Here is a 13,553-nt window from a genome sequence, read left to right as displayed (position 1 = left end):
TTCGCCCATAAGAGGAGACCATGATGACGTCCCGTTCCCAGCTTGCTTCGCCCCTTTCCCATGGCAAGGGTATTCCCGGCCTGCCGGTGTTGTTGCTCGGCGGTTTTGTCACCATTTTCGATCTGTTCGTGGTCAACGTGGCGATCCCCAGCATGCAGCGGGATCTGGGCGCCAGTTTCGCGCAAATCGGCTTTGTGCTGGCTGGCTATGAATTGGCCTTCGGCGCGCTGTTGATCACCGGCGGCCGTCTTGGCGACCGCTTCGGGCGGCGGCGTCTGTACCTCTGGGGGATGGTGCTGTTCACCCTGGCCTCGCTGCTGTGCGGCATCGCGCCCACGGCGGAAGCGCTGATCGCCGCCCGGGTGTTCCAGGGCGGGGCCGCCGCTCTGCTCTTTCCACAGATCTACGCCTCCCTACGCGTGCTCTACGACGCCGACACTCAGCGCCGGGCGTTTGCCTGTCTGGGTATGACTCTGGGGTTGGCGGCCATTGCCGGGCAAATGCTGGGCGGCTGGCTGGTGCACCTGGACCTGGCCGGTCTGGGCTGGCGCTCCATCTTTCTGGTCAATCTCCCCATTGGTCTGCTGACACTGATGTTCGGCGGTCGCGTGGCCGAATCCCGCCTGGAGCAGCGGCCGGATCTGGATGGTGCCGGTGTACTGCTGGTGGCGGCCGGTTTGACGCTGTTGCTGGTAGCACTGCTGGAAGGCCCGGCCCGGCACTGGCCACTGTGGAGCTGGGGCGCCCTGGCATTGTCCGGCCTGCTGCTGGCGCAGTTCAGCGTTCAACAACGTCGCCGGCAACGCCGGGGACACTTGCCGCTGGTGGATATGACGTTACTGCGGCAACCGGCTTTCGCACTGGGCTGTGTGCTGGTCACGCTGATTTACTCCACCTCCAGTTCCTTCTTCTTGTGCTTCGCGCTGCTGGTGCAAACCGGGCTGGGGTTGGATCCGTTCCAGGCCGGGGCGCTGTTCGCGCCGGCCAGCGCCGGTTTCATGGCGTCGTCATTGCTGGCGTCACGCTGGGTGACCCGCTACGGCACCGCGACCCTGGTGGCCGGCGGCGGTCTTTACGCGGTGTCCCTGGGATTGCTGATCGTGCAGGTGAAGTGGACAGCGGAGGGTGGCCTGCTGGCCTGGTGGATTCCGGTATTGATCGCGGTGGGCTTTGGCCAGGGTCTGGTAATGACGCCGTTGCTGAATCTGGTTCTGGGAGTGGTGCCGCAGCGGCAAGCGGGTATGGCCTCCGGAGTGATCTCCACACTGCAACAGGTAGGCGCCGCCCTCGGCGTGTGCGCCATGGGCATGCTGTTCCTCGGCACTTTACGGGCCGCTCCGGCGGCGGATCCTGCCGCCGCCCATGTGGACGCGTTCGTCATTGCCATGTTGTACAACCTGACGGCGGCGGCGCTGTCCTGTGTGCTGCTGCAGCAGCTGCGGCGGTTGGGTGTCGACTTGAGGCCTGACGCATGACACCTTGCTACAGCAGGTAGTGTCCACTACTGGGGCGCTTACGATCCGTTGCTTTGGTTATTTTCTTTTTTCTTCTTCCCTTTGTCGTAGTGCCACTTGATGGCGAAGAACATGCCCGTGCCGAACACGACAATCTTGAACGTAAAGAAAACTATAGGGATCCAATTCATCATTCGGAGTCTTTCCAGTCCATGACTTGACACTGTCTATCGTGAGGGGCGCCTCAACGGGTAGCGCCACTTGTTCGGACAGTGTTCCGGGATTTTCGAGTGGAACGCGCCAGGCAATCGTGCTGCCGTTTTAATCGCGGGCAGCGTCGCGAAGTATGCCTCATCCGGGGTTTGATCGGCCAGGACCGCGTGTGATATCAAGCGCTCTTCACAACACCCGAACGTCCACCACCGTGGACCAGGCAGTGAGCAGCAACAGCACCGCCATGGCGCGGTTGAACCAGCGCAGGCGCCCCGGCGAACGGGTCCAGGCGGCGGCTTTGACGCCCAGCCAGGCCCAGATCGCCATGCACGGCAGCGCCACCAGAAAGAAGATCAGCGACAACAAGGCCACGCGACCGCCCTGCCCGGCACCCGGGGTGACGAACACGCCCATGACCGCTAGCGCCATCATCCAGACTTTCGGGTTCACCAGTTGCAGGGTGGCGGCCACCGTAAAGCCACGGCCGCGGCCAAGCGCCCTTTCGTCGTCACCGAGGGAATCACTGCGGAACAGATGCCAGGCCATCCAGCTCAGCCAGGCAACACCCGTCCAGGCAATGGCCCGCTGGATCTGCGGGTGCTCCGCGAGGGAGCGGGTCAGGCCGCTGCCGACCAGCAGCACGATGGTGGCGGCGGCGGCGCAGCCGCCGATCACCATGGGCAGCGCCGAAGGCCAGCCATGGCGGGAAGCATTGCTCATCACCAGCACGTTAGTGGGACCGGGCGTGATCGAGGCGACAAAGGCAAACAGAAAAAACGCGACCAGGGATTCCATGACACCAACCCTTAACCAGATGGGATGGCTATCGTCGCGTAGCGGCCGCCGTCAGTCTGGAAGCTTTGAGCAGCGATTGCGGTAATAGGCCGGCGTCATCGCATAAGCACGGCGGAACCAGCGCCCAAGATGGCTTTGATCGGCGAACCCGGTGGCCGCCGCCACGTCCGCTGGTGTCTCGCCCCGAGCCAGCAAGCGGCGGGCTCCGACCAGACGCAGTTGCACCAGATAAGCGTGCGGCGACATGCCGAACGCCGCTTTAAAGGCCCGCGTGATACGGAAACGGTCGCAGCCGAGCGCTCGGCCCACGTCGTCCATGCCGATGTCATCGGCGATGTGGGCATGCAGGAATTCCCGCGTTTTCGCCGCCAGCAACGGCATCACCGGGTTCGGCTGCGGCCGGCGCCGCCATTGCACATGGCAGGTCAACCGCTCCAACAACGAATCCAACGCCGCCTGCCGGGTGATGCGAAAATCGCCGTAATGCATGACATCGAAGGCGGTGCCGATGGCGTGGGCCAGCCGCACGTCACTGCTCATGGCATCCTGAAACGCCATGCGGTACTCGTCGGGACGTTGTTCGAACAACCCGCCCAATTGCCGATGCAGCCAGTGCGGATCGATGTACAGTAGCCGGTAAGTAAAGCCCTCCGGCGTCGGCCCATGGCCGTCATGGACATCACCGGGTTCCAGCAGAATCACTTTGCCCGGCGTGCTCTCATGGCGGGTGCGCCCCAGATGAAACCGCTGCACGCCCTGTTCGGTGAGACCGATGGCATAGGTGTCATGCCAATGCGGGTCGTAGGCGTGACCTTCGAAATGGGCACGCAAACTCTCGATCCCGGTTTCCGAATCGCGAGACAGATCAACCCAATTGGTGGAAGTCATTGCCGTTCCTTGCCACTGTCTGGAGCGAATTCGCCCCGTGGCGTCATTACTATTACAGAAATAGGTACAGAAATCGGTTAGTGGAATTGATCATCAATACAGCCCCGAGCGGGGGCAGTCTGGAACATTTGTGCGGCGCCCCTCTATTCTTCAGTGATAACAGCATCCCATAGGAATAAAAAATGAAATTTCTCTGTCTGGCCTATGAAGCGGAACAGGCCCTCACCGATCTGACGCCGGAACAATGGCAGGCGCTGCGCCAGGAAACGCTGGACTATGTGGAAACCCTGCGCGCCGGGGGCCACCTGGTCAACACCCACGCGCTACAAAGCGCGCGCCGGGCCAAAACCACCCGCATCCGTGGCGGCAAGATCTCCGTCACCGATGGTCCGTTCGCGGAAACCAAGGAGCAGTTGGGTGGTTTTTTCCTGATCGAAGCACGGGATTTCGATGAAGCCCTGCGCCTGGCCCAGGGCTGGCCGTCGGCGCGGCTGGGCACGATTGAAGTGCGCCCGATCGAGGAGGCATTGCGCGAGGAAGGGCGGTATTGAAGGAGCTCTACGAAACCACTGTGGGAGCTTGCCCTGCAAGCGAATTACGCTGCATTAGAAGAATTCGCTTGCGGGGCAAGCTCCCACAGCGGCTTCGTAGCTCTCCCCGAGGGAAGCGAGCCGCAATCAGTTCTGCCCGGCAATACGCTCCGCGCGCAGCCGCTGGATCGCTTCGGCGGACAACCCCAGCGTTTCCGCCAGCACCTCGTCGGTATGCTCGCCCAGGCGCGGCGGCGCCGTGCGATACTCCACCGGTGACGCCGACAGCCGCAGCGGGCTGGCCACCTGCGGTACCGTGCCCAGACTCGGATGTGGCATTTCCAGTTGCATGCCCCGGGCCTGAACGTGGGGATCCTGAAACACATCGGCGATGCTGTTGACCGGCCCGCAGGGCACACCAGCCTGCTCCAGAACCTCGATCCATTCCCGGGTGGTGCGCATCACCGTGGCCTGCCGCATCAACGGAATCAGGGTATCGCGATTGTCCACCCGGGCCCGGTTGGTGGCGTAGCGGTCGTCCACGGCCCATTCCGGGTGTCCGGCCACCTCACAGAAGCGGGCGAACTGACCGTCGTTGCCGATGGCCAGGATCACATCACCGTCGGCGGTGGGGAAATCCTGGTACGGCACCACGCTGGGATGAGCATTGCCCATGCGCGTCGGAGCCTTGCCGGTGGTGAGATAATTGAGCGTCTGATTGGCCAGACAAGCAATCTGCACATCCAGCAGTGCCATGTCGATGTGCTGGCCTTCGCCGGTCTGATTGCGATGCTCCAAAGCGCCCAGAATGGCGATGGTGGAATACAGACCGGTGGTGATGTCGGTGAGCGCCACGCCCACTTTCATCGGGCCGGCTCCGGGCTCATCATCGCGATGGCCGGTGATGCTCATCAATCCGCCCATGGCCTGAATCAGAAAATCGTAGCCGGGGCGGCTGGAGTATGGCCCGGTCTGACCGAAGCCGGTGATGGAGCAATAAATCAGGCCGGGGTTGTCCGCGGACAGAGATTCATAGTCCAGACCATAACGGCGCAGGCCGCCTTTTTTGAAGTTCTCGATCACCACATCGCTTTGCGCGGCCAGTTCACGGATTAGCGCCTGCCCTTCCGGGTGGGCGATATCGATGGCCACCGATTTCTTGTTGCGATTGGTGCACAGATAATAAGCGGACTGGTCACTGTCATGACCCTCCGCGTCCTTGGCGTAGGGCGGCCCCCAGATACGGGTATCGTCACCGCTGCCGGGCCGCTCCACCTTGATCACCTCGGCGCCCAGATCGCCCAGGATCTGACCGGCCCAGGGGCCGGCCAGAACACGGGACAGATCGAGCACGCGCAGGTGCGACAGCGCGCCACTCATAAAAGCCCCTTAGTTGGTGAAGGCTTGCAGGCCGGTTTGCGCGCGGCCGAGGATCAGCGCGTGCACGTCGTGGGTCCCTTCGTAGGTATTCACTACTTCCAGGTTAACCAAGTGGCGGGCCACGCCGAACTCGTCGGAAATGCCGTTGCCGCCCATCATGTCCCGGGCCAGGCGCGCGATGTCCAGGGACTTGCCGCAGGAATTACGCTTCATGATCGAGGTAATTTCCACCGCCGCGGTGCCTTCGTCCTTCATCCGGCCCAGGCGCAGGCAACCCTGTAATGCCAGGGTGATTTCCGTCTGCATGTCCGCCAGTTTTTTCTGGATCAACTGGTTGGCGGCCAACGGGCGGCCGAACTGTTTGCGATCCAGGGTGTACTGGCGGGCGGTGTGCCAGCAAAATTCGGCGGCGCCCAGGGCGCCCCAGGCAATACCGTAGCGGGCGGAGTTCAGGCAGGTGAACGGACCACGCAGACCGGACACGCCCGGCATCAGGTTTTCCTCCGGCACGAACACGTTGTCCATGACGATTTCACCGGTGATGGACGCGCGCAGGCCGACCTTGCCGTGAATCGCCGGGGCACTCAGACCTTCCCAGCCTTTCTCCAGAATAAAGCCGCGAATCTTGTCATCCTCGGTCTTGGCCCAGACCACGAACACATCGGCGATGGGGCTGTTGGTGATCCACATCTTGGCACCGGAGAGCAGATAGCCGCCGTCGGTTTTCTTGGCGCGGGTGACCATGCCGCCCGGATCGGAACCGTGGTCCGGTTCGGTCAGACCGAAGCAACCGATCCATTCGCCACTGGCCAGCTTCGGCAGGTATTTCTGCTTTTGCTCTTCGCTGCCGAACTCGTTGATCGGCACCATCACCAGGGAAGACTGCACGCTCATCATGGAGCGGTAACCGGAATCCACCCGTTCCACTTCCCGGGCGATCAGGCCGTAGCACACATAGTTGAGGCCGGCACCACCGTAAGCTTCCGGAATGGTAGCGCCCAGCAACCCGAGTTCGCCCATTTCACGGAAGATTTCCACGTCGGTGTGCTCGTTGCGGAAGGCGTTGAGCACCCGCGGCATGAGTTTGTCCTGCGCGTACTGGTAGGCGGTGTCACGCACCATGCGCTCGTCTTCGGTGAGTTGCTGATCCAGCAGGAGGGGGCTCGCCCAGTCAAAGGCTGCGTTATTGGCCACGGTTATTCCACCTTTTCACTTCAAGAAGGGATGAGAGACTGCCCGGTCAGGCACGAAGGCGCTATTTGGGCGGGTTTGGCGCCATGCTATACAGGCCGCGGCGGTCAGAACAAGCCACTTTCTCGCACGCCTTTGTGCTATTTTATCACTTGTGAACGAAAACCGACCGGGAAGACCCGCATGCGACGCAAGATCCCCAGCACCACCGCTCTGATCGGCTTCGAGGCGGCCGCGCGCCATCAGAGCTTCACCAAGGCCGCCGAGGAACTGGCCCTGACGCAAAGCGCCATTTGCCGCCAGATCGCGGCCCTGGAGGACTTTCTCGGCGTCAAACTGTTCCGCCGCTCACGTCCGGGCGTGCGACTCACCGAAGCGGGCCGCGATTACAGCCGCCGGGTCAGCGTCCATCTTGATGAATTGGAACGGGATACACTGGCGGTGATGGGGGACCACGGCGCCGCCAACACCCTGGAACTGGCGGTGGTGCCCACCTTCGGCACCCGCTGGCTGCTGCCACGGCTGAAGGACTTCCGCCGCGCCCACCCCGGTGTCACCGTCAATCTGACCAACCGTACCAAGCCGTTTCTGTTCGCCGAGACCCGCTTCGACGCGGCGATCTATTTCGGCGATGGCGACTGGCCCGGCACCGAAGCCACCCTGTTAATGCATGAGGAGCCGATGCCGGTGTGCAGCCCGCGGCTGATCGCCCCGGAACGGGAGCTGGACGCACAGACCATCGCCGGCCTCACCCTGCTGCAACAGACCACCCGCCCCTACGCCTGGCGTGAGTGGTTCGATTCCGCCGGCCTGCGGGTGGAACGGGACATGACCGGCCCGCGTTTCGAGCTGTTCACCATGCTGGCCGAAGCCGCCATGCAGGACATGGGGATCGCCCTGATTCCACCATTCCTGATCCGCGAGGAACTGGCCTCCGGCCGGCTGATCATTCCATTACCGCACAGCTATCGCAGCTCCTGGGCTTACCACTTCATCCTGCCGGAACAGAAAGCGGAGAATCCGTTGTTGCTGTTGTTTCGGGATTGGCTGGTGGCGGAAATCGAACATTTCCGGGAGAGCGGCGGGCTGACAGCGGCGCCGGCACCACAGGCGGTTTGACGCCGGGCGAGACGCATGGGTGTCATGGCTCACAAGCCGCGATCTTTTCCCTATCCGATGTCTTCCCTATGTCATTTCCTGGCGTTAACCTTGGACACGATGTCGAATTCCTCACCCCGTCGTTCGACTCAATGACGACTCAAAAGAAAGGAGAGACCGATGAACTACAAAGGAAGTTGTCATTGCGGAAACGTCGCCTTCGAAGCCGAAGGCGAGTTGGACGGCGCCATGTCCTGTAACTGCTCCATCTGTCAGCGCAAGGGATCCCTGATGTGGTTCATTCCCCGGGATCACCTTCGCTTGCTGACGGCGGAGGACGACATCGCCACCTACACCTTCAATCAGCATGTGATCCAGCATCACTTTTGCCCGAAATGCGGCATTCATCCCTACGGTGAAGGGGTGGATCCGAAAGGCAATCGGATGGCGGCGATCAACATACGTTGTCTGGAAGGTGTCGACCTGGATTCGGTTCCCGTGCAGCGGTTCGACGGCCGCGCCATGTAACCGGTCCGGTTCGCCGACCAACCCGCCGAGCGACTGACCCACGCTCTTCACACTGCCCTTTGGGCATACCCGAACCTCATGGAGGTTCCTCTGTCGCGTTGCCATAACGGGAAACCTTCGGCCCGTTCCCGCCACCCCCGTTCCAACTAACCTATGGTGGCGTACCGCGCGGCATCTTGTAGTAAGTGAAAGGATAACGACTGTGACACAGGAGAATATGGAAGCTTCCAATGCGTCACCGCCCGCCGCCACGCGGCGCGAGTGGCTGGGTCTGGCGGTGCTGATGCTGCCCACGGTGCTGTTGGCTCTGGACATGACCGTGCTGCATCTGGCGGTGCCACAACTGAGCGCGGACCTGCATCCCACCAGTGATCAGTTGCTGTGGATTCTCGACATCTACGGCTTCATGATCGCCGGCTTCCTGGTGACCATGGGCACGCTGGGCGACCGTATCGGTCGGCGCAAACTGCTGCTGACCGGGGCCACCGCTTTCGGTGCCGCTTCGGCGTTGGCGGCCTTCGCCACCAGCGCGGAAATGCTGATCGCCGCCCGCGCGCTGCTGGGCATCGCCGGCGCGACCTTGATGCCCTCCACCCTGTCGCTGCTGCGCAACATGTTCCATCAGGAGCACGAGCGCACCGTGGCGATTACGGTGTGGATGACCGGCTTTATCGTTGGCAGCGCCATCGGTCCGCTGGTGGGCGGCGCTCTGCTGGAGTTTTTCTGGTGGGGCTCGGTGTTTCTGCTGGGCGTACCAGTGATGGCGCTGTTGCTGGTGTGCGGTCCACTACTGTTGCCGGAATTCCGCGACGAGCAGGCCGGGCGCCAGGATTTTCTCAGCGCGCTGCTGTCGGTGGCCATGGTCATCGCGGTGATCTACGGCTTGAAGGACATGGCCCGCAACGGCGTATCGTGGATGCCCTTGCTCTCCATCATCGCCGGGCTGGTGATCGGCGCGCTGTTCGTGCGCCGGCAACGCCGTTTGGCGGAGCCGATGTTCGATCTGGCGCTGTTCCGCAACCGTACTTTCAGCACCTCGGTGGTGGCCATGCTGCTCACCGTGCTGGCGCTGTCCGGTGCCTGGCTGATGGTGTTCCAATATCTGCAAGGGGTACTGGGTTTGTCGCCATTACACGCCGGTCTGGTGATGCTGCCGCCAGCGGTGATCCAGACCATCGTGTCGCTGCTGGTGCCACGCCTGACCCGCTATATGAGTCGAGGCGTGCTGGTCAGTGTCGGCTTGCTGCTGTCGGTATTCGGTTTCCTTGCCATGGCCATGGTCACCGGTATGGACACCATGGCCTGGCTGGTGGCCGGCATGACGATCATGGGCGTGGGAGTCATGCCGATGATGATTCTGGGCACCGACATGGTGGTCAGCGCCGCTCCGCCCAACAAGACCGGCGCCGCCTCGGCAACGTCGGAGACCGCCACGGAACTGGGCATGGCCCTGGGTATCGCGGTGATCGGCAGCGCTGGCGCCGCGGTTTATCGTGCGCACATGGCCGGTGTCCTGCCGCCTGATCTGCCAGCGGATCTGGCGCTGGCCGCCGGTGACACCCTGGGCGGCGCTCTGGATGCCGCCAGTCAGCTGCCGCCGGACGTGGCGGATCTGGTGCTGTCGGGGGCGCGTGAGGGCTTTACCCAGGCCTTGCACACCAACGCCCTGATCGGCGCGACCATCGTTGCCGTGACCGCGGCGATGGTGGGCTGGTTGCTGGCCCGCCGTCAGGCCATACCGGCCGCCCCGGATGACACCACGCAAACCGAAACCCCGTGACCCAACGCCGGGCTCCCTGCGAGCCCGGCATCACCCCCGGCGCGCCCGCTCCAGCGCCTGCCAGTCCAGCTTCTTCATCGCCATCATCGCCTCGGTGACCCGCGCCGCCCCGGCGGAACCGGCCTCTTCCAGCGCCTTCGGCAACCACTCCGGAAATACCTGCCAGGACAGGCCGAAACGGTCCTTCAGCCAGCCGCACTGCTGCGCGCTCGGATCGCCCCGCTCGGACAAGGCCCCCCAATAATGATCCAGTTCCTCCGGGCTCCGGCATGGAACCTGAAACGATACCGCTTCATTAAAAGTAAACAGTGGCCCGCCGTTCAGAGCCACGAAGGGACTTCCCTGCAACTCGAAGGCCACCACCATGACATCACCGGGATGCTGGCCATGGATCTCCTTGCCCGCCTCACCGTAATGACTGATGGCGGTGAGGCGTGAATCGGGAAACACCTCGACGTAAAAGCGCGCCGCTTGTTCGGCCTGGCCGTCGAACCAGAGACAGGGGGTGATCGTCAGCTCGTTACTCATCGTTGGCTCCTCGCGTTTGAATTGGACTCTGGTTAATCGCTTGCGGATGGTACGGTTCGACACATGTCGGCAGTGGTCCGCTGGTCCGCGCTGTGGCAATCTCGAAGCAGATCATCCGGATAGGAGGCTGGTTTGATGAACCAAAAAGAAAAAGCGTCGCCCTGGGTATCCGCGGTTACCGTCCTGGTGGGCCTACTCATGGTGGTCGCCGGCATCGGGCTGCTCAGCGGCGGTATTTACCTGATCCTGCTGGGTGGTTCCTGGTACTTCAGTCTCACCGGCATCGGCCTGATAGTCTCCGGCGGCCTGGTTATGGCCCGGCGGGCTCTGGGCTTCTGGCTATACACTATCGTTTTCATAGGCACCGCGTTGTGGGCCTGGTGGGAGGTGGGTCTGGATTTCTGGCCTCAGGTATCCCGCCTGTTCGCGCCGGCGGTGCTGCTGTTCCTGCTCGCGCTGCTGGCACCGGCTTTACGAGGCACCGCCTATCCGGTGGCGGCGGTGATTCTGCTTGGTCTGGCGGCGACGATTTTTCATGCTTTCCATCCCGGCCCCATCATCGCCAGCAAGACCGAACCGCCCTCATTGACAGTGACGGATCAGGCTCGGGAATGGCATCACTACGGACGCCAGCAGGACGGCACCCGCTATGCGCCGCAGGATCAGATCACACCCGATAACGTGGGCCGGTTGGAAGTGGCCTGGACCTTTCGCACCGGGGATATTCCCAATGCCAACCCTCCCGGAGCCGGCGGTGAGGACCAGAACACACCGATCCAGGTGGGCGACACGCTTTATGTCTGCACCGTGCATAACAAAGTGTTCGCCCTGGATGCGGACAGCGGTGAACAGAAATGGAGCTTCGATCCCGAAGCGTCCTCACCGTTGTGGCAACGTTGCCGGGGCCTGGGTTATTACCAGGCTTCCAACAACGAAGAGACCTGCGCCGGCCGCATCGTGCTATCCACCATCGATGCCCGCCTGATCCAGCTGGACGCGCAAACCGGCGCTCTCTGCCCTTCTTTTGGCGACGGCGGCACCGTGGACCTGAAACAGGGCATGGGAGAGGTGAAGCCCGGCTTTTATTTCCAGACCTCGGCGCCCACGGTGGCGCGGGGACTGATCATTATCGGCGGCTGGGTGTTCGATAACATGATGACCGGCGAACCCTCCGGCGTGATCCGCGCCTTTCACGCCGACAGCGGAGAACTGGCCTGGGCCTGGGATCTGGCCAATCCAACGCTCATCGGCCTGCCTGCGGAGGGCGAGACCTACACCCGCGGCACACCGAATGTCTGGTCCACGCCGGCGGTGGATGAGGAATTGGGATTGATCTATCTGCCCACCGGCAATGCCACTCCGGATTTCTTTGGCGGTCACCGTACCGACGCGGATGAAGACTATTCTTCCTCCATCGTTGCCCTGGATCTTGGTACCGGACAGGAACGCTGGAAATTCCAGACCGTACATCACGATATCTGGGATTACGACGTGCCCTCCCAACCCACTTTGTTCGATGTGGACGACGGTAGCGGCAATACCGTGCCAGCGCTGATCCAAACCACCAAGCGCGGTCAGATTTTCATGCTCGACCGGCGTACCGGCACCCCCATTGCCGAAGTGGAAGAGCGCCCGGTTCCGCAGGGCGCGGTGGATGGTGACTGGACCTCGCCAACGCAACCCTATTCGGTGGGCATGCCTGCCATCGGTGCGGAGAAGTTGTCGGAAGCCGCCATGTGGGGCGCTACCCCGTTCGATCAATTGTACTGCCGGATCCAGTTTCGCAAACTGCGTTACGAAGGCGATTTCACACCGCCGGGGCTGACCCCCAGCCTGCAATGGCCGGGCTATTTCGGCGGCATGAACTGGGGCAGCAACACCGTCTACAAGCCCGGCGGCTATCTGATCGTCAACGACACCCGTTCCCCGCAGCGGGTATTGCTGGTACCGCGCGAGGAAGCGGACAAGGAAGACGCTTCCGCCTCTCATACCGGTTTATCTCCTCAGCACGGTACGCCCTATGGCGCTTCCAAATACGTGTTCATGTCGCCGCTGGGCGTGCCTTGCCAGAAGCCACCTTACGGTACTCTCAGCGCCATCGATTTGAATCGGCGTGAAGTGGTCTGGCAGGTTCCATTAGGTACCGTGGAGGATACCGGCCCTCTGGGACTGAAAATGCACCTGCCGATTCCCGTGGGCATGCCGACGGTGGGCGGCCCCATGTCCACCGCTTCCGGCCTGGTGTTCTATGCCGGCACTCTGGACTACAACATTCGCGCCATGGACGTGGCCAGCGGGGAAACGGTATGGAAACATCGCCTGCCGGTGGGCTCCCAGGGCACACCAATGACTTACACCTCCCCGGCCAGCGGCAAACAGTATCTGGTGATCTCCGCCGGCGGCTCCCGGCAATCTCCGGATCGGGGCGACTACATTGTTGCCTTCGCCCTGCCAGACAAGCAGGACGGAGCCGCCCGCTAAAGCGATGGAGCGCCGGCATCCGCGCCGGCGCTTCGCCGTTGGAGGAGCACGTGCAATGCCACCGCCAGCACGGCTCCTATCGTCGCCAGCGCCATATCCTTCTGCGCGTCCCAGATGTCGCCCTGAGTCCCCAGGAACGCCTGTCCCAGATCGCCACCGAACCAGACCGCGGCAATCCACTCGATCAGTTCGTATAACATCGACGTGGCCATGATGATCGCGGTGGCGAACACGTAGCCCCAGCCACGCCCCAGACCGACCGCGCGCCGGCAGAACTCAAACAGAGGTATGGTTAACAGCAACCCGTAGGCCAGATGCACCAGCCGGTCGAACTGATTGCGCTCCCAGCCCATCAGTTGATCAAGACTGAAGCCAAACAGCTTCCTCAGCGCCGGATCGTAGGGCACCAGGGAGTAGGTATAATGGGAGCCCAGCTCGTGCAAGGCGAGAAAAGCAAAGATCAACAGATAGGCCTGGTTGGAGAAAACGAACCAGCGCCGGGTGATGATCAGTGCCACAACCGCCAACAACACCAGGGCGTTTTCCAGCATCCAGTCCGCACGATCGTGGGGCTCAACAGCCATCCAGACGGCAAACGCCACCAACAGGGACAGTAGAAGAAAAAAAACAGCGCGACCGGACATTCCGTGATTCCATATCTGAAAGCATTTCAGGCAAGCGGCCAGC

12 protein-coding genes are annotated in these 13,553 nt (G+C 62.3%); 6 read left to right on the top strand and 6 right to left on the bottom strand.

The features are described from left to right. Window positions 1-20: 20 nt before the first annotated feature. On the top strand, window positions 21-1,475 hold the full coding sequence (locus tag MA04_RS11150) for an MFS transporter (protein WP_262460477.1): 1,455 nt from the start codon (window positions 21-23) through the stop codon (window positions 1,473-1,475). A 378-nt stretch (window positions 1,476-1,853) separates the two neighbouring features. Here the strand turns inward: MA04_RS11150 and MA04_RS11145 are convergent, their stop codons facing one another. Continuing rightward, window positions 1,854-2,462: a LysE family translocator gene (locus MA04_RS11145; protein WP_262460476.1), complete on the bottom strand. Its 609-nt coding sequence runs from the start codon at window positions 2,460-2,462 to the stop codon at window positions 1,854-1,856. A 51-nt stretch (window positions 2,463-2,513) separates the two neighbouring features. Then, a complete protein-coding gene (locus MA04_RS11140) occupies window positions 2,514-3,350 on the bottom strand; it encodes an AraC family transcriptional regulator (RefSeq protein ID WP_262460474.1) in 837 nt (278 codons plus the stop codon). A gap of 182 nt (window positions 3,351-3,532) precedes the next feature. Here MA04_RS11140 and MA04_RS11135 point away from each other — a divergent pair, with 182 nt between their 5' ends. Beyond that, window positions 3,533-3,901 (top strand): YciI family protein, encoded by a 369-nt coding sequence (locus MA04_RS11135; RefSeq protein WP_262460473.1) that lies wholly within the window; start codon window positions 3,533-3,535, stop codon window positions 3,899-3,901. A gap of 126 nt (window positions 3,902-4,027) precedes the next feature. Here the strand turns inward: MA04_RS11135 and MA04_RS11130 are convergent, their stop codons facing one another. Together MA04_RS11130 and MA04_RS11125 are read right to left on the bottom strand one after the other, a co-directional pair. Then, window positions 4,028-5,260: a CaiB/BaiF CoA transferase family protein gene (locus tag MA04_RS11130; RefSeq protein WP_262460472.1), complete on the bottom strand. Its 1,233-nt coding sequence runs from the start codon at window positions 5,258-5,260 to the stop codon at window positions 4,028-4,030. Window positions 5,261-5,269: 9 nt separating this feature from the next. Then, on the bottom strand, window positions 5,270-6,454 hold the full coding sequence (locus MA04_RS11125) for an acyl-CoA dehydrogenase (protein WP_163126521.1): 1,185 nt from the start codon (window positions 6,452-6,454) through the stop codon (window positions 5,270-5,272). 180 nt (window positions 6,455-6,634) lie between these two features. On the opposite strand from MA04_RS11125, the gene MA04_RS11120 reads away from it, so the two are divergent. From MA04_RS11120 to MA04_RS11110, 3 genes are all read left to right on the top strand, one after another. Further along, window positions 6,635-7,570, top strand: a complete 936-nt coding sequence (locus tag MA04_RS11120) for a LysR family transcriptional regulator (protein WP_163126520.1) — start codon at window positions 6,635-6,637, stop codon at window positions 7,568-7,570. Window positions 7,571-7,729: 159 nt separating this feature from the next. Beyond that, window positions 7,730-8,077, top strand: a complete 348-nt coding sequence (locus MA04_RS11115) for a GFA family protein (RefSeq protein WP_163126519.1) — start codon at window positions 7,730-7,732, stop codon at window positions 8,075-8,077. A 217-nt stretch (window positions 8,078-8,294) separates the two neighbouring features. Then, window positions 8,295-9,857 carry an MFS transporter gene (locus MA04_RS11110; RefSeq protein ID WP_262460470.1) on the top strand — a complete coding sequence of 521 codons (1,563 nt, stop codon included), beginning with the start codon at window positions 8,295-8,297 and terminating at the stop codon, window positions 9,855-9,857. Between the two features lie 30 nt (window positions 9,858-9,887). Here the strand turns inward: MA04_RS11110 and MA04_RS11105 are convergent, their stop codons facing one another. Continuing rightward, window positions 9,888-10,385 carry a VOC family protein gene (locus MA04_RS11105; protein WP_262460469.1) on the bottom strand — a complete coding sequence of 166 codons (498 nt, stop codon included), beginning with the start codon at window positions 10,383-10,385 and terminating at the stop codon, window positions 9,888-9,890. A 135-nt stretch (window positions 10,386-10,520) separates the two neighbouring features. On the opposite strand from MA04_RS11105, the gene MA04_RS11100 reads away from it, so the two are divergent. Then, a complete protein-coding gene (locus MA04_RS11100) occupies window positions 10,521-12,866 on the top strand; it encodes a membrane-bound PQQ-dependent dehydrogenase, glucose/quinate/shikimate family (protein WP_262460467.1) in 2,346 nt (781 codons plus the stop codon). Here MA04_RS11100 and MA04_RS11095 read toward each other — a convergent pair. Continuing rightward, complete coding sequence (locus MA04_RS11095; protein ID WP_262460465.1) at window positions 12,863-13,510, bottom strand: DUF2238 domain-containing protein; 648 nt, start codon at window positions 13,508-13,510, stop codon at window positions 12,863-12,865. The genes MA04_RS11100 and MA04_RS11095 overlap by 4 nt on opposite strands. Window positions 13,511-13,553 lie beyond the last annotated feature (43 nt).

This window comes from Alloalcanivorax balearicus MACL04 (assembly GCF_025532145.1).
GTDB classification, from domain to species: Bacteria; Pseudomonadota; Gammaproteobacteria; order Pseudomonadales; family Alcanivoracaceae; genus Alloalcanivorax; species Alloalcanivorax balearicus.
The sequence above is the reverse complement of the archived record's forward strand: the minus strand, read 5'-3'. Positions and strand labels throughout refer to the sequence as shown.

What these genes read in the sequence shown, in the direction of transcription:
- MA04_RS11150 (WP_262460477.1), top strand. Translation starts at nt 21, where the DNA reads ATGATGACGTCCCGTTCCCAGCTTGCTTCGCCCCTTTCCCATGGCAAG.
- MA04_RS11145 (WP_262460476.1), bottom strand. Translation starts at nt 2,462, where the DNA reads ATGGAATCCCTGGTCGCGTTTTTTCTGTTTGCCTTTGTCGCCTCGATC.
- MA04_RS11140 (WP_262460474.1), bottom strand. Translation starts at nt 3,350, where the DNA reads ATGACTTCCACCAATTGGGTTGATCTGTCTCGCGATTCGGAAACCGGG.
- MA04_RS11135 (WP_262460473.1), top strand. Translation starts at nt 3,533, where the DNA reads ATGAAATTTCTCTGTCTGGCCTATGAAGCGGAACAGGCCCTCACCGAT.
- MA04_RS11130 (WP_262460472.1), bottom strand. Translation starts at nt 5,260, where the DNA reads ATGAGTGGCGCGCTGTCGCACCTGCGCGTGCTCGATCTGTCCCGTGTT.
- MA04_RS11120 (WP_163126520.1), top strand. Translation starts at nt 6,635, where the DNA reads ATGCGACGCAAGATCCCCAGCACCACCGCTCTGATCGGCTTCGAGGCG.
- MA04_RS11115 (WP_163126519.1), top strand. Translation starts at nt 7,730, where the DNA reads ATGAACTACAAAGGAAGTTGTCATTGCGGAAACGTCGCCTTCGAAGCC.
- MA04_RS11110 (WP_262460470.1), top strand. Translation starts at nt 8,295, where the DNA reads ATGGAAGCTTCCAATGCGTCACCGCCCGCCGCCACGCGGCGCGAGTGG.
- MA04_RS11105 (WP_262460469.1), bottom strand. Translation starts at nt 10,385, where the DNA reads ATGAGTAACGAGCTGACGATCACCCCCTGTCTCTGGTTCGACGGCCAG.
- MA04_RS11100 (WP_262460467.1), top strand. Translation starts at nt 10,521, where the DNA reads ATGAACCAAAAAGAAAAAGCGTCGCCCTGGGTATCCGCGGTTACCGTC.
- MA04_RS11095 (WP_262460465.1), bottom strand. Translation starts at nt 13,510, where the DNA reads ATGTCCGGTCGCGCTGTTTTTTTTCTTCTACTGTCCCTGTTGGTGGCG.